The sequence below is a fragment of the Pseudomonas sp. WS 5027 genome, from assembly GCF_012985695.1.
Taxonomy (GTDB): Bacteria; Pseudomonadota; Gammaproteobacteria; order Pseudomonadales; family Pseudomonadaceae; genus Aquipseudomonas; species Aquipseudomonas hygromyciniae.
The window spans coordinates 568,110-592,657 of sequence record NZ_JAAQWU010000001.1; the positions used below are offsets into that span (position 1 = coordinate 568,110).

The window sequence follows — 24,548 nt, forward strand, 5'->3', positions numbered from 1 at the left end:
CCTTGGCTTTCGAAGCACAAAAACAACAATTTCGATCAAGCATCAAGAGGACTACCAGCATGATTATTTACGGTGTGGCGTTTCTGGCCTTGTGTACCTTGGCGGGCCTGTTTGTCGGCGAGCTGCTGGGCCAATGGATGGGCATCCCGGCCAACGTCGGTGGGGTGGGCATTGCGATGTTGTTGCTGATCGGGCTTGGCAGTTACCTGGGCAAGCGTGGCTTGTTTACCGGCAAGTCGGAGCAGGGTGTGAGCTTCTGGGCGGCGGTATATATCCCGATTGTGGTGGCCATGGCCGCCCAGCAAAACGTCTATGGCGCCATCAGTGGCGGCCCCATGGCGATCCTCGCCGGCACCTGTGCGGTAGTGGTGGCATTTGCCCTAGTGCCGGTGCTGGTACGCATCGGCAACCGCGAGCCGGATGCAGTCGTCACTACCAAGTCGGCAGGGTGAGCGCCATGTACGAATCCTTGATGAAAGTCATCACCGGCTACGGCCTGATCAGTGGTTTTGCGGTGATCGGCCTGACCATGTGGGTGTCCTACTGGATCAGCGACACCTTCACCAAAGGCCGCTTGCATGGGTCAGCTATCGCGATCCTGCTGGGGCTGGTGCTGTCCTATGTGGGCGGTGCGTTTACCGGCGGCTCCAAGGGCGTGGTGGATATCCCGCTGCTGTCGGGCATCGGCCTGCTGGGCGGGGCGATGCTGCGCGACTTTGCCATTGTGGCGACCGCGTTTGGGGTAAGCGTCGAAGAGCTCAAGCGTGCCGGATACGTGGGGGTGCTCGCACTGTTTGTGGGCGTTGGCTCGTCATTTATTGCCGGCGTGGGCGTGGCCATGGCGTTTGGCTACACCGATGCAGTGAGCCTGACCACCATCGGTGCCGGCGCCGTGACCTATATCGTCGGGCCGGTGACCGGGGCGGCGATTGGCGCCAGTTCCGAGGTGATGGCGCTGTCCATTGCGGCGGGCTTGATCAAGGCCATTTTGGTGATGGTGATGACCCCGTTCGTGGCGCCGTTGATTGGCCTGAACAGCCCGCGCAGTGCGGTGATCTTCGGCGGCCTGATGGGCACCTCCAGCGGCGTGGCCGGCGGGTTGGCGGCGACCGATCCGAAGCTGGTGCCCTATGGCTGCCTGACGGCGGCGTTTTATACGGCGCTGGGGTGTTTGTTGGGGCCTTCGTTGTTGTTTTTGCTGATGCGGGGGTTGGTGGGGTAGGGCACAACATTTCGATTGAATGATCGGGCCTCATCGCGGGCAAGTCGCACCGCCGCTCCCACATTTTGATGTGTGAATACATTCAAATGTGGGAGTTGGCTTGCTTGCGATCCCAGACCTCCTCGGGATTCCACGCCAGATCGCTGGTGAGCAGCGACCCGAGGAAGCTTAAAGGGATGGCTGGATTCATGCAGCTTTGGGCAGTACCTGGCCCAAGTGTGGGCTATTGCTTATAACGAGTTATTTGAGTCAATCTCCACCTTGATGGCTCGGTGCCATGCAGGATCAGCATGGTAGCAAGCGCAAGGCTAATAATTCGGCCTTGACCTGCAGAATGGAGATGGAAATTGATTACGTATCCTAGAGGCTCTGAGTGGCGTAAATGGGACTTACACGTCCATACTCCAGCATCGGTTTTACAAAGCGAGTTTGGTCAGGATTGGGACAGATATGTGGTAGCTCTATTCCATCGTGCTATCGAAGAAAATATTAGCGTGATAGGTATTACCGATTATTATCTCCCGGAAGGCTACGAGATATTAAGGCGGGATTACCTTGAGAATGCCGAGAAGCTAAAAGAACTGTTTGATGATGAAACTATTTTTCTAATTAAAAAAATAAGAGTTTTTCCAAATATAGAGTTTAGAATTTCAAGGCTTGTGGTCGGGAAGGAACGAGATTTATCCTGGAATAGAAAAGTTAATTATCATGTTGTGTTATCTGATGAGCTTTCGATCGAAAAAATAAAAAGCGATTTCATTTCGCAAATACAGTTCTGTTTTAATGCGTCTGCTGGAGCCGAATTAGAGCACAGGCCACTAACAAGGTCGAATCTTGAGGATTTAGGTGAGAGGCTAATTGGTGAGCACTCAAAGTTTGAGAAGTATAGTAGTGCCCTGTTCGTTGGAATGATGAATGCCTCTGTTGATGAAAACGCATTAATTAGGTTGCTCCGTAATAATGCAATGTTTAGGGAGAAGCATTTGGTTGCTCTTCCTTGTGATGAAGATCTTAGCATTGTTAGCTGGGATTCTCAGGGGCACATGTTTCGTAAGAGTTTAATAAAACAAGCTCACTTTATATTTTCATCGAATCCCAATACAGCAAAATTCTTTCTGGGTGGCGAGGATAAGGTAGGATTTGTTAAAGAGTTTGGAGCTATTAAAGCGTGCTTGTGGGGATCTGATGCACATTCCGAAGAGAAACTATTCAAGCCAGACAATAACAGGCATACTTGGATTAAAAGCGATCCGACGTTTGAAGGTTTAAAACAGGTTGTTTATGATCCTAGCTCAAGAGTTGTTGTGCAGGAATTGTCTCCGCAACAAAAAAACGGCTACCAAACTATAGATCGAGTGCGGTTTTTGAATAAGGTGGGGTCTAAAACATTCAGCGATAGCTGGATAGTTCTGAATCCAGATCTAAATACAATAATAGGTGGGAAGTCATCGGGAAAGTCGCTGCTTTTATATCATATCGCGCGCTCGGTTAATCGAGATGAAGTTGATAGTAAAATTCGGCTTTCGAAGTCGTCAAGTTATAGTGGGGTTGACTTGGCGGACTTTGAGGTTGTTTGGTCAAATGGTGATGTTAGCAAGCTCTCAGATAGCGATGACAAGAAGCCTATAACTTATATACCTCAATTGTATATAAATCACTTGGCAGAGGAGGACGGTAAGGGGCAGCTAAACTCTTTGGTAAAAGATATACTCTTGCAAAGTAAAGGGTTTAGAGAGTTTTCCGAGTTTCAGGAGGGGGTGATCCTTTCCTTAGGAAAAGAGATTGTCTCAAAGATTGATTATTATTTTGAGCTGAGAGAGAAATTCAAAGCTCTAGCAAAGCAATCAGAAGAGTTTGGTATCAAGGCTGCAGTCGTTTTAGAAATCAATAGGCTACGGCAAGAGATTAAAGCCTTGCGCGAAAAATCCGGTTTTACGGAGTCGGAAGAAAACGCTTATAAGTACTTGGTTTCTAGGAAGGCTTCACTTGATAATCGTGGGTTGGCCTTTGATAAGGTAGAAGCGGCAGCTGCCAAAATGGTGAACGTTTCGTCGACTTTGCTTGACTCTTTATTAACTGACTTTAAAGAGGGGCTGATTTCTGAAGTGGGGCTTCCGTTTGATTCCTCATATTTAATGAGCTCGTTAAGTTCGCTTGAAAATAAATTGAGTGGTGCAATTGCTGAATTTAATATGGAGGTCATGGCTAGAGTCATTTCCATTGAGAGTCGTAAAAAGAAAATTTCACTTGAGTACGTTGAAATTGAAAAAAGTCTCCAGCCGTTACTGATAAAAATCACTGATCAAGAGCTGTCAAATCTTACGATAAAAAAATTAGCAGATGAGGAGGCTAAGTTAAAATCTCTTAATGAGATATTAGAAAGGCAGGACTCGATAAAGGCGCTTGGTAGTGAGTGCTTGGAGGAATTGGCCGGACTCTATAAAGGCCTTGTGTGTGCTTATCAAGACTACGCTGCAGAGATTGATAAGCCGGAGTACCAGTTTGAGTCTGGCCTCCATATTTCGGCTGTTGTAGAGTTTAATGAAGAAAGATTTAACGAGTTTCTATTTATGTTTGATAGGCGGGGCAATTTAGATGCTTTGCTTAGCGGCTTATTATCGGGTGATGGAAGCTTAAACTTTGTTCTAGGCTCGCATGCCGAGCGTGTAGAAAGCATACGTACCAAAATAATTAAAAAGCAGAGCGTTCCGTCAGTTAGGAAAGGTATTGAGGATATCGATCTGATCAAAAAACTTTATAGTGATTGCTTCTATATAAGCTACGTAGTTCGCTATAGAGATGACGACATTGTTACAATGTCCCCAGGCAAGCGTGGGTTGGTCCTGCTTAATCTCATTCTGCACTTAAGCAACTCATCTCACCCAATACTGATTGATCAACCTGAGGATAATCTCGATAATCGTACTATTTATGATGAACTCAAAGATTTTGTTAGGCACAAAAAATCCGCAAGGCAAATCATTATGGTTACACATAATGCGAATCTAGTTGTTGCCGCTGACGCAGAGTGTGTCGTTGTTGCGAATCAGGCTGGTCAGCAAGTTGATGCTGATATTGATTTGCCTCGCTTTGATTATTTTAGTGGTAGTTTAGAGTGCTCATTTGAAAAGGTGATTGATGATGGGGTGCTTAGAAATCAAGGTATCCGCCAACACGTTTGCGAAATACTGGAGGGTGGTGTCACAGCATTCAAAGAGAGGGAAATGAAGTATGGGTTGAAAGTTTAGCTTGACATGCATAAGGCGCGAAAATACAAATTTCGTGCGAGTGCTGTTGTTAGAAAGATCATGATATGTTCTGAAGTGATTTGGAGAGTCACTGAGTTCAAGTATGGCTATATCTTGCTTTTATTTATGTGTGGTGGGACATAAAATAGATGCCCCTATATTGTCTTTTGGGGCTGCTGTGCGGGTTTACTGTAAATGTTGCGAAGCAAAGGGCCGTATTGTTTCTCGCGACGAACTCTCGCTAGAATTCGCCCGCCTCGAGATGGTGGTCTTTCAGACTGCCAACTGCCGATTGGCATACATCCGACACTCCGCCAACAACGCCAGCAAATTCGGATCGCGCTCCTTGGCCTTCAAGAACACCACGCCAATGTGCTGCTGCAGCCGGTAGCGCGCCTGCAACGGGATCAGCTTGACCCGGTTCTCATACACCGCCGCAATCCTTCCCGGCAGCAATGCATATCCCACCCCCGAGCTGACCATGCTCAGCAGGGTGAAGATGTCGTTGACCTGCATCGCCACCTTCGGCTCGAAGCCCGCCTGCTTGAACACTCGTTCGCCGTCCTGGTGGGTGGCGAAGCCTTGGGTCAGGGTGATGAAGGTGGCGTCGCGCACTTGGGCCAGGTCGATTTCCTGTTCGCGGTCCAAGGGCGAGTCGGCGGGGGTGGCGAGGTAGATATCATCGGAAAACAACTGGATCTGCGCGCAGTCCGGCTCCACGGCCTGGTCGTCGAGGGAGATCAGGATCGCGTCGACTTCCATGTTCTTGAGCTTGTACATCAGGTCGACGTTGGAGCCCAGGATCAGGTCGATATTGAGCTCGCTGCGGCGGATTTTCAGACCCATGATCAGTTGCGGCACGGTCTTGACCGTCAGCGAATACAGGGCGCCGAGCTTGAAGCGTTCGGCGGAGAAACCGGCGGCTTCGCGGGTCAGGCGCACGCTGTCGACTACGTCCTGTACCAGCTTTTGCGCGCGTTCTTCGAGTACGTAGGCGCTTTCCAGGGGCGTGAGGTTGCGCCCTTCGTGCTTGAACAGTGGGCAGCGCAGGGCGTTTTCCAGGGAGTGGATGGCCCGGTGCACGCTGACATTGCTGGTCTGCAACTCGGCGGCGGCGCGGGCCAGGTTGCCGGTGCGCATGAAGGCCAGGAAGATTTCCAGCTTCTTGAGGGTGAACTCTTCGTCGATCAGCATGGCGATGGCTCTTATTCGAATGCGTTCGATTGTGCCCTTAAAGCGTCGCAACCGTCATAACGGTCTTGCACTCTGGCCTGTCAGGCCTGAGCCTTACGGGGTAGATGCAGCAGTTTTGGAGGTTGGCGACATATGTATCACGGAGAACGATTCAACGCCTGGAGCCATTTGCTCGGCGCCGTGGCGGCCTTTATCGGCGCGGTGTGGATGCTGGTGGTGGCGAGCATGGATGGCAGCCCGTGGAAAATCGTCAGTGTGGCGATCTACGGTTTTACGCTGCTGGTGCTGTACAGCGCCTCGACGGTTTATCACAGCGTGCGCGGGCGCAAGAAAGCGATCATGCAGAAGGTCGATCACTTTTCGATCTACCTGCTGATCGCCGGCAGCTACACCCCGTTTTGCCTGGTGACCCTGAACGGGCCGTGGGGCTGGACGCTGTTCGGGATTGTCTGGGGGCTGGCGGTGATCGGGATCTTGCAGGAGATCAAGCCGCGCTCCGAGGCGCGTATCTTGTCGATTGTGATTTATGCGGTGATGGGCTGGATTGTGTTGGTGGCGGTCAAGCCATTGATTGCCGCGCTGGGTACGGATGGGTTTATCTGGCTGGCGTCGGGTGGGGTGTTGTACACGGTGGGGATTATCTTTTTTGCCTTGGAACACCGTTTGCGGCACTCCCATGGGATCTGGCATCTGTTCGTGATCGGCGGCAGCCTGCTGCACTTTGTGGCGATCATGGGCTACGTGCTCTGAATGTGGGAGCTGTGGTGTTTTAGAGGCGGTCTAGCTGCTCTTGGGCACGACTGCCAAAGATCTTCAGCAGGCTCGCCAACATATGCGGTGGCGGTTCATCGGCGCGGGTCAGGGCATACAGGGTGATGGGCAGCGGTGGCGCCAATGGGCGGATGCAGGTGCTGTCGGTGGATGCGCCCAGGGCGGTGAAGGGGTCGATCACCGCTAGGCCGGCGCCGGACTCCACCATGGCCCGGGCCAGGGAATAGGTCTGCACCGAGATCCGCACCTTGGGCGGCGGTTCGACCGCTTCGAGGTAGCTGTCGAGCCGCGCCGACAGCGGGTCGGCACTCGACAGGCCAATCAACGGCGCGCCTGCCAGGGCCATCAACGGCAGGGGCTTGCCCCGCTCCGCCGCAGGCCAGAAGCCCTGTGGCGCCAGAGCTACCAGTACGCCGTGGGCCAACGCCTGGGCTTTGAGCCCTGGATGGTCTGGGGACTTGAGGGTCAGCGCCACATCCATCTCGCGCATCAACAGGTTTTGCACCAGCTCGCGGCTGTGGGCGCTGGACAGCTCGCAGGCGATGTCCGGGTAGCGCTGGGTCCACTCGCCAATTGCCGGCGGCAACAATGACAAAGCCAGGGCCGGTGTGGCGCCAATGCGCAGGCTTTGGCCGGGTGCACGCCGCAGGTTCTGGGCCAGGCGCCGCACGCCTTGCAGGCATTCGCTGACCTTATCGACTTCGCGCTCCAGGGCCAGGGCTTCCGGGGTCGGCTGCAGCTTGCCGCGTATGCGCAGGAACAGCGGGAAACCCAGCTGCAGCTCGGCATGCTGCAATACCTTGGTCACCGCCGGCTGCGAGACATGCAGCAACTGCGCGGCGGCGCTGACTGAGCCGGTCTGGCGGATGGCCTGGAAGATTTCGATATGACGCAAGCGCATGACGAGTCCATAACCTTTGTTTATAGGTGGCCCATCTTTATTCATTGTCCGGCGCCTGTCACCTGCCCCTAACCTTGGACACTCATTACAAGGCTCGGGAATCGACATGGCTCAGCAGGTTTGCATCATTGGCGGTGGGGTCATCGGTTTGGCGAGCGCCTATGCCCTGGTGCGCGCCGGCATGGACGTGACAGTGGTCGAAGCCCGCGACAGCCTGGGCAGCGAGACCAGTTTTGCCAATGGCGGCCAGTTGTCCTATCGCTACGTCGCGCCGCTGGCGGACAAGGGCGTGCCGCTGCAAGCCATTGGCTGGCTACTGCGCGGTGACTCGCCGTTGAAGCTGCGCCCGCGCCTGGACCCGGCGCAATGGCGCTGGATGGCCGCGTTCCTAGGCGCTTGCCGGGCCTCGGTCAACAAGCGCAACGCCGGCCACCTGTTGCGCCTGGCCACCTTGAGCCAAGGCATCTTGCAGCAGTGGCGCGAAGAAGACGGGCTGGACGGTTTCGACTGGCAGCGCAACGGCAAGCTGGTGACATTTCGTAGCCATCACACCTTCGAACATGCCCGGGGCAAAGTGCTGGATCGCCTGCAGCAGCAGGTGCTGTCGGCGGCCGATTGCACGCGCCTGGAACCGACCCTGGGCGCGAAAGATTTTGTTGGCGGGATCTACACGCCCAATGAAGAAGTGGCGGACTGTCACCGCTTCTGCCAGCAACTGGCGGCGCGCCTTGAAGCGTCGGGCCGTTGCCGGTTTGTGCTGGGGCGCAAGGTCACGGGTATCCGCCATGCCAACGGCACGGTGCAGGCAATCGAGCTGGGCGACGAGGTGATGCCGGTGGAGCACCTGGTGCTGGCAGCCGGGGTGCGCAGCCCCGAGCTGGCCTTGCCGGGCATCGCACTGCCGCTGTACCCGCTCAAGGGCTACAGCCTGAGCGTGCCGATTGGCGAACAGCACGCCGCGCCGAAAATCAGTATCACCGACTATGACCGCAAGATCGTTTACGCAAAGATCGGCGAGCAATTGCGGGTGGCGGCGATGGTCGACATCGTCGGCTTTGATACGGGCCTTGAGCCCAAGCGCCTGGCCTTGATCAAGCGCCAAGCCATTGAGACGTTCCCCTTGGCCGGTGATTACAGCCAGGCCATCGAATGGGCCGGCATGCGCCCGGCCACCCCCAGCGGTGTGCCGCTGATTGGCGCCAGCGTCTACCGCAACCTGTGGCTCAACCTTGGCCACGGTGCCTTGGGTTTCACCCTGGCCTGTGGCAGCGGCCAGGTATTGGCCGAACTGATCGGCCAGCATCCCCCTTCCATTGATATGCAGGGCCTCGCGCCCCGCGCCGCATAGGACAGTGCAATGACCATCACCCGGATCAACAGTAATAGTCGCCTGTCGGGCGCCGTGACCTTCCAGGATTTGGTATTCCTCTCCGGCCAAGTGCCGGACGAAGGCCAGGACGTCACCACCCAGACCCGCGAGGTGCTGGCCAAGATTGACGCGCTACTGGCCGAGGCCGGCAGCGACAAGGATCATCTGCTCAACGCGACCATTTACCTGAAGAACATCCAGGAGGGCTTTGCGCCGATGAATGATGTCTGGTCCGCCTGGCTGACGCCCGGCCAGGCACCGACCCGCACCACCCTGCAGGCGGAGCTGGCACGTCCGAACGTGCTGGTGGAAATCAGCGTTATCGCTGTTCGCCGCCCATAACAAAAACACCAACGGAGAATAACAATGCAAAAAATCACGTTGATCGGCACTGCGCTGGGGCTGTTGTTGACGGCCCAGGCCCAGGCCAATGAAGCGCCGCTGACGGGCACCCTGGCCAAGGTCGCGAATGCCAAGAGCATCACCCTGGGTTATCGCGATGCGTCGGTGCCGTTTTCCTATGTCGGTGACAACACCGGCAAACCCATGGGCTATTCGGTAGACCTGGCGAGCAAGATTGTCGAGCGCATCCAGCAGAAGACTGGCGTGCCCCAGCTCAACGTGAAGTACAACCTGGTCACCTCGCAGACGCGTATTCCGCTGGTGATCAACGGCACCGTGGACCTGGAGTGCGGTTCCACCGGGGTGACGGCCGAGCGGCAGAAGCAGGTGGCGTTTTCCTATGGCTTTATCTACGTGAAGGGCCAGTTGCTCACGGCCAACGACAGCGGTATCCAGCGCTTTGCCGACCTGCGCGGCAAGAACGTAGTGACCACCGCCGGCACCACCAACGAGCGGTTCCTCAAGAGCTACAACCATGAGCACAAGCTGGATATGGCGGTGATCAGCGCCAAGGACCATGGCGAGGCGTTCCAGATGCTGCAGTCGGGTCGAGCCGTGGCGTTCTATATGGATGACGCGTTGCTCTATGGCGAGCGCGCCAAGGCCAAGGACCCGCACAAGTGGGTGGTGGTGGGCGAGGAGCAGTCGCGGGAAATCTACAGCTGCATGGTGCGCAAGGACGACCCGCAGTTTCTGGCGGTGGTCAACGAAACCCTGGGCGAGCTGTACAGCTCGGGGGAAATCAATGGGATCTACCAGCGCTGGTTTGAGCAGCCGATTCCGCCGAAGGGCTTGAACCTGGAGTTCCCCATGACCAGCGAGCTGAAGGCGATTATTGCCAAGCCGGTGAGTGATCCGGTGGAATAAACAGGCGAGCGCCCGATCAAAAAATTGTAGGAGCTGGCTTGCCTGCGATGAGGCCCACAAGTCTTGCGCAGACCTTGATGACGCCATCGCAGGCAAGCCAGCTCCTACAGTTTGATTGGGTTTGCATAGTGGGGTTAGAAGTCGCCCCAGAGTTGTTGAGCGACTGATAACGCGACTACGGGCGCGGTCTCGGTGCGCAGCACCCGCGGCCCCAACCTTGCGGCGTGGAAGCCATTGTCTTGCGCGGTCTCGATTTCACCATCGGTCAAGCCACCCTCCGGCCCGATCAAAAATGCCAGGCTCGACGGCTTGGCATGGCTCACCAGCGGCTCGGCCACCGGGTGCAGCACCAACTTCAAATCTGCCTCGGCCTGTTTCAACCAATCGGCCAGCAACAGCGGTGGGTGAATCACCGGCACCGTGGAGCGGCCGCATTGCTCACAGGCGCTGATCGCGACCTGGCGCCAGTGCAGCAGGCGTTTGTCGGCGCGTTCGTCCTTGAGGCGCACCTCGCAGCGCTCGCTGAAGATCGGCGTAATGGCGTTGACCCCAAGCTCGGTGGCTTTCTGGATTGCCCAGTCCATGCGCTCGCCACGGGACAAGCCCTGACCCAGATGAATGTGCAAAGGCGATTCCACCTGGCCGGCGAAGGCTTCGGTCAGTTGCACGGTCACGCGTTTTTTTCCGACTTCCAGCAGGCTGCCGCGAAATTCCTGGCCAGAACCGTCGAACAGTTGCACGGCATCGCCTTCGTTCATGCGCAACACGCGGCTGATGTAATGCGCCTGGGCTTCGGGCAACTCGTGGTCGCCAAGGCTTAGCGGGGTATCGGTGAAAAAACGGGACAGTCTCATTTCTGTTCTCGGGAAAATGCAAAACCTGTGGGAGCCGGGCTTGCCCGCGATGCGGCAGGCCAGGCGCCAGATTAATGGGGTGGGTTCAATCAGCCGGGGTCGCGAAAGCCTGGGTGAAAGTCTTTCGGTACGGCCACGCTGACTGTGCTGTTGGTGGCGAGATCAATGCCTTCAGTGGCCACTTCGGCCAAAAAGTCGATCTGCTCCGGGGTGATCACATACGGCGGCAGGAAATACACCACGCTGCCCAGGGGCCGCAGCAATGCACCGCGCTCCAGGGCATGCTCGAACACTTTCAGGCCGCGCCGTTCCTGCCAGGGGTAGGCGGTCTTGGTGGCCTTGTCCTGCACCATCTCGATGGCCAGCACCATGCCGGTCTGGCGCACTTCCGAGACATGGGGGTGATCCACCAGGTGCGCGGTGGCCGTGGCCATGCGCTGGGCCAGGGCCTTGTTGTTCTCGATGACGTTGTCTTCTTCGAAGATATCCAGGGTCGCCAGGGCCGCGGCACACGCCAGCGGGTTGCCGGTGTAGCTGTGGGAATGCAGGAAGGCGCGCAGGGTCGGGTAGTCGTCGTAGAAGGCGCTGTACACATCTTCGGTGGTGACCACGGCGGCCAGCGGCAGGTAGCCACCGGTCAGGGCCTTGGACAGGCACAGGAAGTCCGGGCGGATGCCCGCCTGCTCACAGGCGAACATGCTGCCGGTACGGCCGAAGCCGACGGCGATTTCGTCGTGGATCAGGTGTACGCCATAGCGATCGCAGGCTTCGCGCAGCAGCTTGAGGTACACCGGGTGGTACATGCGCATGCCGCCAGCGCCCTGGATCAGCGGCTCGACGATCACGGCGGCGACGCTGTCGTGGTTGTCTGCCAGGGTCTGTTCCATGGCCTGGAACATGTTGCGTGAGTGTTCTTCCCAACTCATGCCGTCGGGGCGCAGGTAGCAGTCCGGGCTTGGCACCTTGATGGTGTCCAGCAGCAAGGCCTTGTAGGTTTCAGTGAACAGCGGCACATCGCCGACCGACATCGCGGCGATGGTTTCGCCGTGGTAGCTGTTGGTCAGGGTGACAAAGCGCTTTTTGTTCGGCTGGCCGCGATTGAGCCAGTAATGAAAGCTCATCTTCAATGCGACTTCGATACACGACGAACCGTTATCGGCATAGAAGCACCGGGTCAGGCCTTCGGGGGTGATCTTCACCAGGCGCTCGGACAGCTCGATCACCGGTTGGTGGCTGAAGCCGGCGAGGATCACGTGTTCCAGTTGGTCCACCTGATCCTTGATGCGCTGGTTGATGCGCGGGTTGGCGTGGCCGAACACATTGACCCACCACGAGCTGACGGCATCGAGGTAACGCTTGCCTTCGAAGTCTTCCAGCCATACGCCTTCACCGCGCTTGATCGGCACCAGCGGCAGTTGCTGGTGGTCTTTCATCTGGGTGCAGGGGTGCCACAACACGGCGAGATCGCGTTGCATCCACTGGTTATTCAAGCCCATCTTTGCGTCTCCTCGAAGCGCTGCCACGACCTGCGCAGGCAAAACAATCGCGCAAGCCTATGCAATGGCGGGCTGTGTCACAACCCATGAACGGTGAATTGGCAGTAAATGCAGGACGGTCTGTCACGTTTGTGCTCAATAGTCCTTAATCCCTGGTTAATTTAGTGTTCATAGGCTCAAGATCGGATAAATCGATATTTCACAGCAAAATTTTCCGCTTTATATCGATAGGTAAAACGCTAGTCTTGGGCACGGCTCTTACGGGATTTGGGGAATGCAACTACGAAACACATCGACCCGCTACGGCTGGGTCAGCATTGTTATCCACTGGAGTGTGGCACTGGTGGTGTTCGGTCTGTTTGCGCTGGGCCTGTGGATGGTCGGCCTTGACTACTACAGCATGTGGCGCAAAGACGCGCCGGACCTGCACAAAAGCATCGGCATTACGCTGTTCGCGGTGATGCTGGTGCGCATTGTCTGGCGTCTGCTCAGCCCACCGCCGCCAGCGTTGGCCAGTTATAGCCGCATGACCCGTATCGGCGCGGCGTTTGGCCACGCGTTCCTGTATCTCGGGCTGTTTGCCGTGATGATTGCCGGCTACCTGATTTCCACCGCAGACGGTGTCGGGATCCCGGTGTTTGGCCTGTTTGAAATTCCTGCCGTGGTTTCCGGTCTACCGGACCAGGCAGACGTAGCCGGCCTGGTGCATTTGTACCTGGCCTGGGTGCTGGTGGTGTTTGCCGGCCTGCATGGCGTGGCCGCCTTCAAGCACCACTTTATCGATCGTGACGCGACCCTGGTTCGTATGCTGGGGCGCAAAGCCTGATGTTCAACCTCGACTCACAAGGAATAGAAAGTATGTTGAAAAAAACTCTCGCCGCTCTGGCAATCGGTACTGCTCTGCTGTCTGCTGGTCAGGTGATGGCTGCTGACTACGTGATCGACAAGGAAGGCCAGCACGCCTTCGTCGACTTCAAGATCAGCCACTTGGGCTACAGCTACATCACCGGTACCTTCAAGGATCTGGATGGCAAGTTCAGCTTCGACGCTGCCAAGCCTGAAGATGCCAAAATCGAAGTGAATGTGCGTACCGCCAGTGTTTTCAGTAACCATGCTGAGCGTGACAAGCACGTGACCAGCAAGGACTTTCTGGAGGCGGGCAAATTCCCTGACGCCAAGTTTGTCTCCACCAGCGTTAAGCCAACCGGCAAAAATGCTGATGGCAAGCTGACCGCCGATGTGACCGGTGACCTGACTTTCCACGGCGTCACCAAGCCAATCGTGGTCAAGGCTACTTTCCTGGGTGAAGGCAAGGATCCATGGGGCGGCTACCGTGCAGGCTTTGAAGGCACCACCAGCATCAGTCGCAAAGATTTCCATAAAGACGGCATGGACGTTGGTCCACAGTCCGACAAAGTTGAGTTGTACATCACCTTTGAAGGTGTAAAAGCGAAGTAATCCTTCGTCTGTAGGAGCGAGCTCGCTCGCGAAGAACGCATGAGCGCCGCGTGCGTTCAGCAGGTCTGCGTCATCGTTGACGATCTTCGCGAGCAAGCTCGCTCCTACAGTAGTTTGAAGGCATAAAAAAACGCCCCGTATCGCAGGATACGGGGCGTTTTTTATGCTTTTGACAACCTAGCGGTTGCGAGTCAGCAACGCTGGTTTTTCACCACGAGGGCGGCCTGGCAGTTGATCCAACTGTTCAGGTGTCGGGAAGCGATCGCTTTTCGACTCCTTGTGGATGATCTTCGGCGTAGTGCCGCTGCGCGGGTTCTGCACAGCCGGCTCGGAGGCGCGTGGCTGTTCATCGCGAGCGGGACGGCGGTTGCGCGACTCTTCGCGACGGGCCTGGCCATCACGCGGAGCGCCGTTACGCGGACCATTGCGCTTGGCAGGCGGGGTGCCAGTGGTGGCGCCGTTGCTGCTGCGTGGACCGTTCTGGCGACCCTGCGGCTGGCCACCGGTGCGCGGAGCACCTGCGGCGGCGCCCTGTGCCGGGGCACCTGGGCGGCGGCCACGGCCTTGGGCCGGTTTGGCCTGGGGCACGTAGTCAACGCGGTTACCGAAGTTATCCACATCATCGTCGAGGAACTCGTCCGGTGCGCGGTCGGCTGCGGCGCGTGGCGGCTGGCTCGGCTGGCGCTGTTCGCGGGCCGGGGTGCCTTCACGGGGCTTTTGCTCGCGGGCTGGGCGTTCGCCACGGCCGTTGGTAGGCGCCTTGTCCTTGCCGCCCTTGTCCTTGCCTTTGTCGCGACGACCACCGCCACCACCGCCGCCGTTCGGGCCATCGCCCTTGGGACCACGTGGGTTGCGCGGGTTACGCACATCCGGACGCTCGCGCACTTCCGGTTTTTCGGCTTCTACGGTGCTGGCATCGAAGCCCATCAGGTCGCCGTCGGCGATTTTCTGCTTGGTCATGCGCTCGATGCTTTTCAGCAGTTTTTCTTCATCCGGGGCGACCAGGGAAATAGCCTCGCCCGAACGACCGGCACGGCCAGTACGGCCGATACGGTGCACGTAGTCTTCATCGACGTTTGGCAGCTCGAAGTTGACCACGTGTGGCAGTTGGTCGATATCCAGGCCGCGGGCGGCGATATCGGTGGCGACCAGGATCCGTACGGAGCCGGCCTTGAAGTCGGCCAGGGCTTTGGTCCGCGCATTCTGGCTCTTGTTGCCGTGGATGGCGACGGCGGTCAGGCCGTGCTTGTCCAGGTACTCGGCCAGGCGGTTGGCGCCGTGCTTGGTGCGGGTGAACACCAGCACCTGTTCCCAGGCGCCGGCGGTGATCAGGTGGGCCAACAGCGAGCGCTTGTGGCTGGCTGGCAGGCGGAACACCCGTTGCTCGATACGCTCGACCGTGGTGTTGGGCGGCGTGACTTCGATGCGCTCGGGGTTGTGCAGCAGCTTGCCGGCGAGGGCGGTGATGTCGTTGGAGAACGTTGCCGAGAACAGCAGGTTCTGACGCTTGGCCGGCAGGCGCGCGAGGACTTTCTTCACGTCATGGACAAAGCCCATGTCGAGCATACGGTCGGCTTCGTCCAGCACGAGGATTTCCACGTGGGACAGGTCGACGCTGCCTTGGCCGCACAGGTCGAGCAAACGACCAGGGCAGGCGACCAGCACGTCAACCCCACGGGACATGGCCTGAACCTGTGGGTTCATGCCGACGCCGCCGAAGATGCAGGCGCTGACGAACTTCAGGTCGCGGGCGTACAGCTTGAAGCTGTCATGCACCTGTGCGGCGAGTTCGCGGGTAGGGGTCAGGACCAGTACGCGAGGTTGGCGCGGGCCGTGACGCTGGGATTTGTCCGGGTGACCGTTGGGGAACAACCGCTCCAGAATCGGGAGGGCGAAGCCGCCGGTTTTACCAGTACCTGTCTGAGCCGCGACCATCAGGTCGCGACCTTGCAACACGGCGGGAATAGCCCGCTGTTGCACCGGAGTAGGCTCGGTATAGCCCGCTGCCTCGATGGCGCGGACTAAAGCCTCGGAGAGACCGAGGGAAGCAAAGGACATGAGTAATCCTGTTTGTAGTTAGGGCTTGGCCCAAAGGGATAATCTTGCCGGGCGCGAATGGCGTTTAGAGGAACGCAACCCCGTCCGGTCCTGCTGGGGCTGGCAGGCACTCCAGCGGCTCGCGCGGGCTGCAAAGCTGCGCAGTAGCGGGGTTGGATGCCTGTGATACGACCACAGCGGCCGGGCGTAAGCCTGGCGGAAAGGCCGGAGTATAACAGAGCAATCACTGCGCGCTGCTTTCCTGCTGCTCAACGGTGTCGTCCAGCCGCGGCGCCGGGGGTATTTGTACGCTGGCGCCGGCATATTTCGCGCTCAGGGCCGCATAGCCGGGCTCTTGCTTGAAGCGCTTGAGCTCGGCAGCAAAGCGCTGCACCAGCAGGTCCATGCCCGCGCCCCGGCGTACGGCGAGGAATTGCTTCTGGCTGCTGATCACCGGCGAGGCCTGGGTGACCTGGTGTTCCAGGCCCAGTTCCTTGATCACATGCTGGCCGACCCGGCGGTCGGTGATCACCAGATCAATCCGGCCACGGGCCAGCTTGCCGAAGTTGGCCTCGTGGCTGGGGGCCGGCTCGCGGATAAACAGGCTGGATTCGCTGAACCCGGCGCTATACAGGTAGCCGGGGGAGGTGCCGATGGTCAGCCCTTTGAGGTCATTGAGGGTCTGGAACGGATGCGGGCGTTCGTTGGCGTAGAACATCACGAACTCAACCTGGGACAGCGGTTCGCTGGGGTAAAGCAGCGCGGCGTCGCGTTCATGACTGTGAAAAATATCCAGCGCGCCATCGGCCAGGCCCTGGTCGAGCATCGCCAGGCAACGTTTCCAGGGCAGGAACTGCCATTGCACCTCGATTCCCAGGCGCTGGAACACGATAACGGTGGTCTCGTAGTCGAGCCTGCGCATCTGGCCGTTTTCTTCGTAGACGTAAGGTGCCCAGGGTTCGGTGACAATGCGCAGTTTCTCGCCATGGGCGGTCAGGCTCAGGCAAGTGAAAAGAATAGCGCTCAACAACTGGAGAATGGCGGGCATACCCTGAGGTTACGACTGTCTCAGGTTAAAGAGAAGCTCTGGATCGGGGATCTGCGGGCGGTAAACCTGAACTTTTATTGTGCCGCCGACCCGCAAGGAATTCGGGCCGGCGGTACAAGGTGCAGCCTCAGCGTGGCAGCTTGAGGTTGTTCCAGATCGCCAGGCTTGGGTCGGCCTGGTTCAGGGTGTAGAAGTGCAGCCCCGGTGCGCCACCTTGCAGCAAGGTTTCGCACATTTCACTGATGACCTGCTCGCCGAAGGCCTGGATGCTTTTGACGTCATCGCCGTAGGCTTCCAGCTGCTTGCGTACCCAGCGTGGGATTTCTGCACCACAGGCGTCAGAGAAGCGCGCCAGCTTGCTGTAGTTGGTGATTGGCATGATGCCCGGCACGATTGGGATATTCACGCCCAGGGCCTGCACGCGCTCGACAAAGTAGAAGTAGCTGTCGGCGTTGAAGAAGTACTGGGTGATCGCGCTGTTGGCGCCAGCATTGGCCTTGCGTACGAAGTTGTTGAGATCGTCTTCGAAATTACGCGCCTGCGGGTGCATTTCCGGGTAAGCGGCCACTTCGATATGGAAGTGATCACCGGTTTCTTCACGAATGAAGCTCACCAGGTCATTGGCGTAGCGCAGCTCGCCGCTGGCCATGCCCATGCCGGATGGCAGGTCACCGCGCAGGGCGACGATACGCTTGATGCCGGCGGCCTTGTACTGGGTCAGCAGGCCACGCAGATCGTCCTTGCTGTCGCCCACGCAGGACAGGTGCGGAGCGGCGGGCACCTTGGCCTCGCTTTCCAACTGCAGCACAGTGTTGATCGTACGATCACGGGTCGAGCCGCCTGCGCCGTAGGTACAGGAGAAAAAATCGGGGTTGTAGCTGGCCAACTGCTTGGCAGTCGCCATTAGTTTTTCATGCCCAGCATCGGTCTTGGTCGGGAAGAACTCGAAGCTGTAGCGACGGTCTTGGGACATGGTAATACCCTTGAAAACTCATAAAACCGGAAGACATACACCGTCAATGTGGGAGCGGGCTTGCTCGCGAATGCGGTATGTCAGTAGTAGATACGTCGACTGACATACCGCCTTCGCGAGCAAGCCCGCTCCCACAAAAGCCTGCCCCCACATGGGGAGCAGGCAGCAGGCAAATCAGTAGCGGTAGGCGTGCGGCTTGAACGGACCTTCGACGGTCACGCCGATGTAGTCGGCCTGGGTCTTGGTCAGTTGCGTCACGACGCCGCCGAAGCCGCGGACCATTTCCAGGGCCACTTCTTCGTCGAGTTTCTTGGGCAGTACTTCCACGGTCAGGCGCTCGGCTTTCTGGGCTGGCGACAGGTCGGCGTATTTCTGGCCGAACAGGAAGATCTGGGCCAGTACCTGGTTGGCGAACGAGCCATCCATGATGCGGCTTGGGTGGCCAGTGGCGTTGCCCAGGTTAACCAGGCGGCCTTCGGCCAGCAGGATCAGGTAGTCGTCGTTTTGCGGGTCGAAATCGCCAGCGCCGGTACGGTGAACCTTGTGCACTTGAGGTTTGACTTCTTCCCATGCCCAGTTCTTGCGCATGAAAGCGGTGTCGATCTCGTTGTCGAAGTGACCGATGTTGCACACCACTGCGCGCTTTTTCAGGGCCTTGAGCATGTTGGCATCGCAGACATTCACGTTACCGGTGGTGGTCACGATCAGGTCGATCTTGCCCAGCAGGGCTTTGTCGATGCTGGCTTCGGTGCCGTCATTGACGCCATCGATGAACGGCGAGACCACTTCGAAGCCGTCCATGCAGGCTTGCATGGCGCAGATCGGGTCAACTTCGGAAACCTTGACGATCATGCCTTCCTGGCGCAGGGACTGGGACGAACCCTTGCCCACGTCACCGTAGCCGATCACCAGGGCTTGCTTGCCCGACAGCAGGTGGTCGGTGCCGCGCTTGATTGCATCGTTGAGGCTGTGACGGCAGCCGTACTTGTTGTCGTTCTTACTCTTGGTCACCGAGTCGTTGACGTTGATGGCCGGGATTTTCAGCTCGCCCTTGGCCAGCATGTCCAGCAGGCGGTGTACGCCAGTGGTGGTTTCTTCGGTCACGCCGTGGACGCGGTCGAGGATGGCCGGGTATTTCTTGTGCAGCAGCTCGGTCAGGTCGCCGCCGTCGTCGAGGATCATGTTGGCATCCCAAGGCGCGCCATCTTTGAGGATGGTTTGCTCCAGGCACCACTCGTACTCTTCTTCGGTCTCGCCTTTCCAGGCGAACACCGGGATACCGGCAGCGGCGATGGCGGCAGCGGCCTGGTCTTGAGTCGAGAAAATGTTGCACGACGACCAACGCACTTCGGCACCCAGGGCAACCAGGGTTTCGATCAGCACGGCAGTCTGGATGGTCATGTGGATGCAGCCGAGAATCTTCGCGCCCTTGAGCGGTTGCTCAGCGGCGTACTTGCGACGCAGACCCATCAGGGCTGGCATTTCGGATTCGGCAATAAAGGTTTCGCGACGGCCCCAGGCAGCGAGGGACATATCGGCGACTTTGTAGTCGGTAAAACCTGCAGGCGTGATTACAGCGCTCATGAAGAGCCTCCATTCGTAGTGTGCGAATGGGCGCCGTTGTGCGTTTAGTATCCAGCCAAGACAACCCGGCTGGGCAACGCCCCATCCGAGCCTGACAGGCCAGGGCCTGCTGCAGCGCCCCTCGGACAGGTGGCGGGAGAACGGTATCAATCGCAGATGACCGTTTTGAAACGGTGGCGATTATAGCCGCCTGCGCCCGACTTCCCAAGCCTTTCTGTCGGGCTCATGAAGATCGCTCATGGCCGTGATAGGCAATGGCGCATAGAGCTTGGGCCGGCGCTCTGCCATGATGGCGCCCATCATTCGGCAAGACGCTTTGGAGTGAACATGAACTTCCACACCCGCAAATGGGTAAAACCCGAAGACCTCAACCCCAACGGCACCCTGTTCGGTGGCAGCCTGCTGCGCTGGATCGACGAAGAAGCGGCGATCTATGCGATTGTTCAGCTGGGTAACCAGCGCGTGGTGACCAAGTACATCTCCGAGATCAATTTTGTCAGCGCCTCGCGCCAGGGCGACATCATCGAACTGGGCATCACTGCCACCGAATTTGGCCGCACCTCCATCACCCTGACCTGTGAAGTGCGCAACAAAATCACCCGCAAAAGCATCCTGACCGTGGAAAAAATGGTCTTCGTCAACCTCGGCGAAGACGGCCTGCCGGCCCCCCATGGACGTACCGAGATCAAGTACGTGAAGGATCAGTTCCAGGACGACAACCTCTCTGAATAACCTCGGCCCGGCCTGATTTGATTTACCAAATCTGTCCGGGCGGATCGCTTCCAGGCTTTCTCTGCACTCAGGGCCACATCCTGTAGAGAGAGCACGCAATGAAAGTGACCGCCAACCCGGCTGCCAACGCGCAGTCGTCATCGCAGCTACTGCCGCCACCCCCCGCCCAAGGCATCAAGACCCCCTTGGTCGAGGGCGTCGGCCCCCGAAGGCTGAGCCTGTTTCGAGACAGCAAGGGCCAGGTGGAGGTGGTGCTGTCACCACCTGCGGTTAGCCATCTGGTGCTCAGCGGCGGTGGGGCCAAGGGCATCGCCTTTCCTGGGATGGTGCAGGCGCTTGAAGAAACCGGGAGGCTGCCGGGCATCAACACCATTTCTGGCTCATCTGCCGGAGCGATTTCTGCAGCGCTGCTGGCCAGTGGCATGGGGGCCAAGGCCTTTGGCACGCTCTCAAATTGCATTGACCTGCCCAGCCTGCTCAACAGCCAAGACCCTGTGACGGCCTGGCTGCAAAATGCCGGGGCAAGCCTCGGCAAACTTGCCGGGCGGCTGCCAGGCCCGGCGGGCAATATTTCCCAATTGCTGCTGACCATGATGCCGCGCCTGCAAACCCAGGCGCACTCGCTCGAAGATATGATCCGTAACGAGTCACGCAAGTCGATCCTGGCCCATATCGCCGACATGCCCAGGGCAAGCCGCCCCGGTGAAGTGATGAAAATCGCCGACAGACTCAGCGCCGGAGGGGCGCCTACCTTTGGTGATCTTGAGGTGCTGAGCAGGCATATCCCGGCGATCAAGCAACTGAACATCACGGGAACCGGCATGTTCGATGGCCGCCCGCAGTTGGTGGTGTTCAACGCCAGCCTGACTCCGGATATGGACATTGCCCGTGCCGCGCATATCTCCGGCTCCTTGCCGGTGCTGTTCAAAAGCCCTGCCGAGCAAGGCCATGGATTCCAGGCGCGGGGTGAAGTCACTTTTTTCCAGGACGGTGGTTTGTTACTCAACACCCCAGCGCCCGGGGTGATCGAGCGCTCCTTTCCCGAGAGCCCGCTGAGCCAGCAGGAGTCGTTGATCGTCAAGTTTGAGTCCCAGGCTCCTGCGGCGCAGAAAAAGAGCGGCAGCGTCATGAGCAGCATTGCCGACAAACTGACAGGCACTGCTCATACGGCCGCAGGCGCCTATCAACAGCAACGACTCAAGGAATTTGATCAGCAGACCGTGGTGCTGCCGCTCAAGTCCGACAAAGGTGACTTTCGTGGCCTGCTCAGTGGCACGGTCAACTTCACCATGACCGCCGAGCAGAAAAAGCATTTGCAGGTCCAGGCCCGGCAAGCGGTGATGCAACACCAGGAGCAGCGCAGCAAGGTGCGTGAGCAGCATTTGTTCGGGTCATTGGACGACGCGGTACTGGCGATGGACGACGCAATGCTTGCCAGTGTGCAAGCGGCGCTCCAAAAGGATCCCGCCGCAGCGAATGTGTTGCGCTTTCGCAAGCAGGCACAGCAGGCGTTGCAAGCCCTGGACGCGGCAATTACCGAGGCCAACAAGGCAGGCAATACCTTGGGCTTCACGCCTGGTTTGCTTTCTGCGCTGCGTAACCTGGATGCGCTCGTGACTCGGCCCCAGCATATCGAGTGGCTGGGGCGGCGGCTTAACGCCCCTGGGCAGCATAATTTCCAGCAACTGTTGCAGGTGGTTGCCAGGCGCCATCAGGGGGCTGCCACGCCAACCTCCAAGGTCATGGCCAGTGCGCTGGCTGAAATGCAGCGGCGGGATATCGCCGTAAAGGCCGACAACTTCATTCGCGAAGTCATTTACCCCTCCCTCTACCGTGCGGGCCAGCCGGCCGCCAACGTCGAACTTCTGCAACGGGCCGCGCGCGACCTGGCCGAGGCGACGACGCCGGCCGAGTTCAATCGGGTGCTGAACGACATCATTGAACACTATGGCGCGCGTAATAAACCCTGGTCCAAGCCATTGCGCTCGACCACAGTAGAAATGGCCAAGGCCTGGCGCCTACCGCTTTAGTTGCCGGGTCACTGAACAGCCATGGCGCCAGCGTGTCGTAGCTACAGGCTTCCCTTGGACACTTGAGCATCATGGCCACCAACAAAGACGGCAAAACTCCCAACCTGTCGCAGGAAGAGCAGCAGGATGTGGACAAGAACCAACCACCCCGGGCGGCGGTGCTGCATGAAATCATCCGCACCCAGGGCGACCAGGAGCTGGAGCGCAGCGTAGCGGCACTGTGGTGGTCGGCGCTTGCCGCCGGCCTGACCATGGGCTTGTCGCTGATGGCCATGGGGCTGCTCAACTCACGCCTGCCCGACGGCGAAGCCTTCAAGGTGATCGCCAGCTTTGGCTACTGTGCAGGCTTTCTCGCGGTGATCCTCGCGCGCCAGCAACTGTTCACCGAAAACACCCTGACCGCCGTGCTGCCGGTGATGAGCAAGCCCACCTTGGGCAATGCCGGGCGCCTGTTACGGCTGTGGACGGTGGTGCTGGTGGGCAACCTGTGTGGCACCTTGCTGGTGGCCTATGTGATGTTGCACCTGCCGATCTTCGACACCAAGACCGACCTGGCCTTTCTTGAAATAGGGCGCAAGGTCATGGAAAACGACACCGGTCAGATGTTCGCCAAGGGCATTGTGTCCGGTTGGATGATTGCCACTATGGTATGGATGATCCCGTCCATGGAAAGCGCCAAGATGTGGATCATCATCCTGATCACCTACCTCATGGCCCTGGGCGATTTCACCCATATCGTCGTCGGTTCGGCAGAGGTGTCCTATCTGGTATTTGCCGGCGAGTTGCCGTGGCGGGACTTCTGGCTGGTGTTTGCCGGACCGACCCTGGCGGGCAATATCATCGGCGGCAGCTTTATCTTCGCGTTGATCAGCCATGCGCAGATTCGCAGCGAAGGCAGCCTGCCAGGCAAGAACGCTGCGGACCCGAGGCATCCGCAGCAGATCGACAAGGATCAGTGAGACCCAGGTTTCGCGGGTGCATCCGCACGATATTTCGTATAAATAGGTGCTGATACATCGCGAATCACTTTAAGGAGGTTCCATTGCTGGCGACGGCCCTTGTTCTGGTAGCGGCGCTGTTGCATGCGACGTGGAACACCTTGATCAAATTCAGCGGCGAGCGCCTGTTGGTGATCGCCTGCATGGACAGCGTCGCGCTGCTGTTTGTCCTACTAGCGGTGGGATTTGTGTCGCTGCCGCCCCTGGAAATCTGGCCGTGGATCATCGCTTCGGCGCTGTTCGAGTTGCTTTACCGCTACTTGCTGATCCAGGCCTATCGCGTCGGCGACCTGGGGTTGGTGTACCCGCTGATGCGTGGTCTATCACCCTTGGTGGTGCTGGCGTTGACTCTGGTGTTTGCCGGGGAGGTGCTGAGTACGCAGCAGATTGTCGGCATCCTGCTGATCCCGTTCGGCATGCTGTGCTTGTTGTGGCAGGGCGGTGGTGGGGATCGGTTGCCGTGGTCGATGTTGCCGGTGGTAGCGCTGATCGGCCTGTGTATTGGCTGCTACACCTTCCTTGATGGGCAGGCGCTGCGGCGTTGGTCGCACCCTTTGGACTACCTGGTCTGGCTGACGCTGCTTAGCGCCTGGCCCTTTCCATTACTGGCCATGGTGCGCAAGCGTGCGGCGTTCAGCCTGTTCTGGCGCACGCAATGGCGGTTGGGGCTGAGCGTGGGATTGTGTGTGTTGTTGAGCTACGCTTTGGTGCTTTGGGCCATGCAGTTGGGCTCGATTGCCGAGGCCGCCGCGCTGCGGGAAGTCAGCGTGATCCTGGTGGTGTTGTTCGGTATGCGCTACCTGAAAGAACCTTTCGGCCGGCCCCGGCTCTTAGCCTGTGGGTTGGTGCTGATCGGCATGTTCGTGATGAAACTCTAACCAGCGGATAAAACCAAAAAAGGAATGAGTGATGACTGTCGCTTTCTGGTGTGTGTTGATCGCAATTTTTCTGCCTTACCTGTGTACCGGCGTGGCCAAGTTCAGTGGCGGCAAATTCGGGCCCCGGCAGAACCATGACCCCCGGGCCTTCCTGGAGACCCTGGAAGGCTTTGCCAAGCGCGCCCATAGCGCACAGCTCAACAGCTTTGAAGTGACCCCGGCGTTTGCGGCGGCGGTGATCATTGCCCACCTGGCGGGCAACGCGGAGCTGGTGACCATCAACGTATTGGCGGTGCTGTTTATCACCAGTCGCCTGCTGTACATCATCTGCTACCTGGCGGACTGGGCGATCTTGCGTTCGCTGGTGTGGTTTGTGGGCATGGCGTTGATTGCCAGCTTCTTCTTCGTCTCGATCTAAGGCGCGCAGGCAGTGCCAGCTTGCTGTGGCGAGCGGGCTTACTGTGGTGAGGGGGCTTATTGTGGCGA

At 58.2% G+C, this 24,548-nt stretch carries 22 protein-coding genes and 1 riboswitch; of the genes, 14 read left to right on the plus strand and 8 right to left on the minus strand.

Annotated elements, in window-relative coordinates:
- Positions 1-59 precede the first annotated feature (59 nt).
- The 3 genes from madL (at position 60) to HBO09_RS02655 (ending at position 4,470) form a co-directional block, all read left to right on the plus strand.
- Entirely contained in the window at positions 60-452 is a 393-nt protein-coding gene (madL, locus tag HBO09_RS02645; protein ID WP_169991452.1) for a malonate transporter subunit MadL, read from the plus strand.
- A 5-nt stretch (positions 453-457) separates the two neighbouring features.
- Complete coding sequence (gene madM, locus HBO09_RS02650) at positions 458-1,222, plus strand: malonate transporter subunit MadM (protein WP_169991454.1); 765 nt, start codon at positions 458-460, stop codon at positions 1,220-1,222.
- 347 nt (positions 1,223-1,569) lie between these two features.
- Positions 1,570-4,470: a TrlF family AAA-like ATPase gene (locus HBO09_RS02655; protein WP_169991456.1), complete on the plus strand. Its 2,901-nt coding sequence runs from the start codon at positions 1,570-1,572 to the stop codon at positions 4,468-4,470.
- A 273-nt stretch (positions 4,471-4,743) separates the two neighbouring features.
- Here the strand turns inward: HBO09_RS02655 and HBO09_RS02660 are convergent, their stop codons facing one another.
- The gene (locus tag HBO09_RS02660; protein WP_169991458.1) at positions 4,744-5,664 is read right to left on the minus strand and encodes a LysR substrate-binding domain-containing protein; all 921 of its coding nucleotides are present in this window, start codon (positions 5,662-5,664) and stop codon (positions 4,744-4,746) included.
- Positions 5,665-5,796: 132 nt separating this feature from the next.
- Between HBO09_RS02660 and HBO09_RS02665 the strand changes: the two genes are divergently transcribed.
- Entirely contained in the window at positions 5,797-6,414 is a 618-nt protein-coding gene (locus HBO09_RS02665; protein ID WP_169991460.1) for a hemolysin III family protein, read from the plus strand.
- A gap of 19 nt (positions 6,415-6,433) precedes the next feature.
- Here HBO09_RS02665 and HBO09_RS02670 read toward each other — a convergent pair whose 3' ends face one another.
- The gene (locus tag HBO09_RS02670) at positions 6,434-7,336 is read right to left on the minus strand and encodes a LysR substrate-binding domain-containing protein (RefSeq protein WP_169991462.1); all 903 of its coding nucleotides are present in this window, start codon (positions 7,334-7,336) and stop codon (positions 6,434-6,436) included.
- A gap of 106 nt (positions 7,337-7,442) precedes the next feature.
- Here HBO09_RS02670 and HBO09_RS02675 point away from each other — a divergent pair, with 106 nt between their 5' ends.
- From HBO09_RS02675 to HBO09_RS02685, 3 genes are read left to right on the plus strand one after another with little or no spacing between them, the layout of a single operon-like run.
- Complete coding sequence (locus tag HBO09_RS02675) at positions 7,443-8,684, plus strand: D-amino acid dehydrogenase (protein WP_169991464.1); 1,242 nt, start codon at positions 7,443-7,445, stop codon at positions 8,682-8,684.
- A 9-nt stretch (positions 8,685-8,693) separates the two neighbouring features.
- Positions 8,694-9,047: a RidA family protein gene (locus HBO09_RS02680; RefSeq protein WP_169991466.1), complete on the plus strand. Its 354-nt coding sequence runs from the start codon at positions 8,694-8,696 to the stop codon at positions 9,045-9,047.
- A 24-nt stretch (positions 9,048-9,071) separates the two neighbouring features.
- Positions 9,072-9,974, plus strand: a complete 903-nt coding sequence (locus tag HBO09_RS02685) for a transporter substrate-binding domain-containing protein (protein ID WP_169991468.1) — start codon at positions 9,072-9,074, stop codon at positions 9,972-9,974.
- 134 nt (positions 9,975-10,108) lie between these two features.
- On the opposite strand, the gene HBO09_RS02690 is transcribed toward HBO09_RS02685, so the two are convergent.
- Together HBO09_RS02690 and HBO09_RS02695 are read right to left on the minus strand one after the other, a co-directional pair.
- Positions 10,109-10,828 carry a 16S rRNA (uracil(1498)-N(3))-methyltransferase gene (locus HBO09_RS02690; RefSeq protein WP_169991470.1) on the minus strand — a complete coding sequence of 240 codons (720 nt, stop codon included), beginning with the start codon at positions 10,826-10,828 and terminating at the stop codon, positions 10,109-10,111.
- Between the two features lie 89 nt (positions 10,829-10,917).
- On the minus strand, positions 10,918-12,324 hold the full coding sequence (locus tag HBO09_RS02695; RefSeq protein ID WP_169991472.1) for an adenosylmethionine--8-amino-7-oxononanoate transaminase: 1,407 nt from the start codon (positions 12,322-12,324) through the stop codon (positions 10,918-10,920).
- A 274-nt stretch (positions 12,325-12,598) separates the two neighbouring features.
- On the opposite strand from HBO09_RS02695, the gene HBO09_RS02700 reads away from it, so the two are divergent.
- On the plus strand, positions 12,599-13,150 hold the full coding sequence (locus tag HBO09_RS02700) for a cytochrome b (protein WP_092231075.1): 552 nt from the start codon (positions 12,599-12,601) through the stop codon (positions 13,148-13,150).
- A gap of 32 nt (positions 13,151-13,182) precedes the next feature.
- Positions 13,183-13,782 (plus strand): YceI family protein, encoded by a 600-nt coding sequence (locus tag HBO09_RS02705; protein WP_169991474.1) that lies wholly within the window; start codon positions 13,183-13,185, stop codon positions 13,780-13,782.
- A 177-nt stretch (positions 13,783-13,959) separates the two neighbouring features.
- On the opposite strand, the gene HBO09_RS02710 is transcribed toward HBO09_RS02705, so the two are convergent.
- The 4 genes from HBO09_RS02710 to ahcY all read right to left on the minus strand — a co-directional run bounded on the left by HBO09_RS02710 (position 13,960) and on the right by ahcY (position 19,424).
- A complete protein-coding gene (locus HBO09_RS02710) occupies positions 13,960-15,840 on the minus strand; it encodes a DEAD/DEAH box helicase (protein WP_169991476.1) in 1,881 nt (626 codons plus the stop codon).
- Between the two features lie 223 nt (positions 15,841-16,063).
- The gene (locus HBO09_RS02715; RefSeq protein ID WP_169991478.1) at positions 16,064-16,867 is read right to left on the minus strand and encodes a transporter substrate-binding domain-containing protein; all 804 of its coding nucleotides are present in this window, start codon (positions 16,865-16,867) and stop codon (positions 16,064-16,066) included.
- A 127-nt stretch (positions 16,868-16,994) separates the two neighbouring features.
- Entirely contained in the window at positions 16,995-17,840 is an 846-nt protein-coding gene (gene metF, locus HBO09_RS02720; protein WP_029297387.1) for a methylenetetrahydrofolate reductase [NAD(P)H], read from the minus strand.
- A gap of 174 nt (positions 17,841-18,014) precedes the next feature.
- The gene (gene ahcY / locus HBO09_RS02725; RefSeq protein WP_169991480.1) at positions 18,015-19,424 is read right to left on the minus strand and encodes an adenosylhomocysteinase; all 1,410 of its coding nucleotides are present in this window, start codon (positions 19,422-19,424) and stop codon (positions 18,015-18,017) included.
- A gap of 21 nt (positions 19,425-19,445) precedes the next feature.
- A riboswitch (S-adenosyl-L-homocysteine riboswitch) is annotated at positions 19,446-19,553 on the minus strand.
- Positions 19,554-19,751: 198 nt separating this feature from the next.
- Between ahcY and HBO09_RS02730 the strand changes: the two genes are divergently transcribed.
- The 5 genes from HBO09_RS02730 (at position 19,752) to HBO09_RS02750 (ending at position 24,480) form a co-directional block, all read left to right on the plus strand.
- Positions 19,752-20,156, plus strand: a complete 405-nt coding sequence (locus tag HBO09_RS02730) for a hotdog domain-containing protein (RefSeq protein ID WP_038444074.1) — start codon at positions 19,752-19,754, stop codon at positions 20,154-20,156.
- Between the two features lie 98 nt (positions 20,157-20,254).
- The gene (locus HBO09_RS02735; protein WP_169991482.1) at positions 20,255-22,186 is read left to right on the plus strand and encodes a patatin-like phospholipase family protein; all 1,932 of its coding nucleotides are present in this window, start codon (positions 20,255-20,257) and stop codon (positions 22,184-22,186) included.
- A 71-nt stretch (positions 22,187-22,257) separates the two neighbouring features.
- Positions 22,258-23,145, plus strand: a complete 888-nt coding sequence (locus HBO09_RS02740) for a formate/nitrite transporter family protein (protein WP_169991484.1) — start codon at positions 22,258-22,260, stop codon at positions 23,143-23,145.
- 83 nt (positions 23,146-23,228) lie between these two features.
- A complete protein-coding gene (locus HBO09_RS02745) occupies positions 23,229-24,062 on the plus strand; it encodes an EamA family transporter (RefSeq protein ID WP_169991486.1) in 834 nt (277 codons plus the stop codon).
- 31 nt (positions 24,063-24,093) lie between these two features.
- The gene (locus HBO09_RS02750) at positions 24,094-24,480 is read left to right on the plus strand and encodes an MAPEG family protein (protein ID WP_057960859.1); all 387 of its coding nucleotides are present in this window, start codon (positions 24,094-24,096) and stop codon (positions 24,478-24,480) included.
- The last annotated feature ends 68 nt before the right edge of the window (positions 24,481-24,548 follow it).

What these genes read in the sequence shown, in the direction of transcription:
- HBO09_RS02710 (WP_169991476.1), bottom strand. Translation starts at nt 15,840, where the DNA reads ATGTCCTTTGCTTCCCTCGGTCTCTCCGAGGCTTTAGTCCGCGCCATC.
- madL (WP_169991452.1), top strand. Translation starts at nt 60, where the DNA reads ATGATTATTTACGGTGTGGCGTTTCTGGCCTTGTGTACCTTGGCGGGC.
- HBO09_RS02695 (WP_169991472.1), bottom strand. Translation starts at nt 12,324, where the DNA reads ATGGGCTTGAATAACCAGTGGATGCAACGCGATCTCGCCGTGTTGTGG.
- HBO09_RS02685 (WP_169991468.1), top strand. Translation starts at nt 9,072, where the DNA reads ATGCAAAAAATCACGTTGATCGGCACTGCGCTGGGGCTGTTGTTGACG.
- ahcY (WP_169991480.1), bottom strand. Translation starts at nt 19,424, where the DNA reads ATGAGCGCTGTAATCACGCCTGCAGGTTTTACCGACTACAAAGTCGCC.
- HBO09_RS02660 (WP_169991458.1), bottom strand. Translation starts at nt 5,664, where the DNA reads ATGCTGATCGACGAAGAGTTCACCCTCAAGAAGCTGGAAATCTTCCTG.
- HBO09_RS02735 (WP_169991482.1), top strand. Translation starts at nt 20,255, where the DNA reads ATGAAAGTGACCGCCAACCCGGCTGCCAACGCGCAGTCGTCATCGCAG.
- HBO09_RS02750 (WP_057960859.1), top strand. Translation starts at nt 24,094, where the DNA reads ATGACTGTCGCTTTCTGGTGTGTGTTGATCGCAATTTTTCTGCCTTAC.
- HBO09_RS02670 (WP_169991462.1), bottom strand. Translation starts at nt 7,336, where the DNA reads ATGCGCTTGCGTCATATCGAAATCTTCCAGGCCATCCGCCAGACCGGC.
- madM (WP_169991454.1), top strand. Translation starts at nt 458, where the DNA reads ATGTACGAATCCTTGATGAAAGTCATCACCGGCTACGGCCTGATCAGT.
- metF (WP_029297387.1), bottom strand. Translation starts at nt 17,840, where the DNA reads ATGTCCCAAGACCGTCGCTACAGCTTCGAGTTCTTCCCGACCAAGACC.
- HBO09_RS02665 (WP_169991460.1), top strand. Translation starts at nt 5,797, where the DNA reads ATGTATCACGGAGAACGATTCAACGCCTGGAGCCATTTGCTCGGCGCC.
- HBO09_RS02680 (WP_169991466.1), top strand. Translation starts at nt 8,694, where the DNA reads ATGACCATCACCCGGATCAACAGTAATAGTCGCCTGTCGGGCGCCGTG.
- HBO09_RS02705 (WP_169991474.1), top strand. Translation starts at nt 13,183, where the DNA reads ATGTTGAAAAAAACTCTCGCCGCTCTGGCAATCGGTACTGCTCTGCTG.
- HBO09_RS02700 (WP_092231075.1), top strand. Translation starts at nt 12,599, where the DNA reads ATGCAACTACGAAACACATCGACCCGCTACGGCTGGGTCAGCATTGTT.
- HBO09_RS02675 (WP_169991464.1), top strand. Translation starts at nt 7,443, where the DNA reads ATGGCTCAGCAGGTTTGCATCATTGGCGGTGGGGTCATCGGTTTGGCG.
- HBO09_RS02715 (WP_169991478.1), bottom strand. Translation starts at nt 16,867, where the DNA reads ATGCCCGCCATTCTCCAGTTGTTGAGCGCTATTCTTTTCACTTGCCTG.
- HBO09_RS02690 (WP_169991470.1), bottom strand. Translation starts at nt 10,828, where the DNA reads ATGAGACTGTCCCGTTTTTTCACCGATACCCCGCTAAGCCTTGGCGAC.
- HBO09_RS02730 (WP_038444074.1), top strand. Translation starts at nt 19,752, where the DNA reads ATGAACTTCCACACCCGCAAATGGGTAAAACCCGAAGACCTCAACCCC.
- HBO09_RS02740 (WP_169991484.1), top strand. Translation starts at nt 22,258, where the DNA reads ATGGCCACCAACAAAGACGGCAAAACTCCCAACCTGTCGCAGGAAGAG.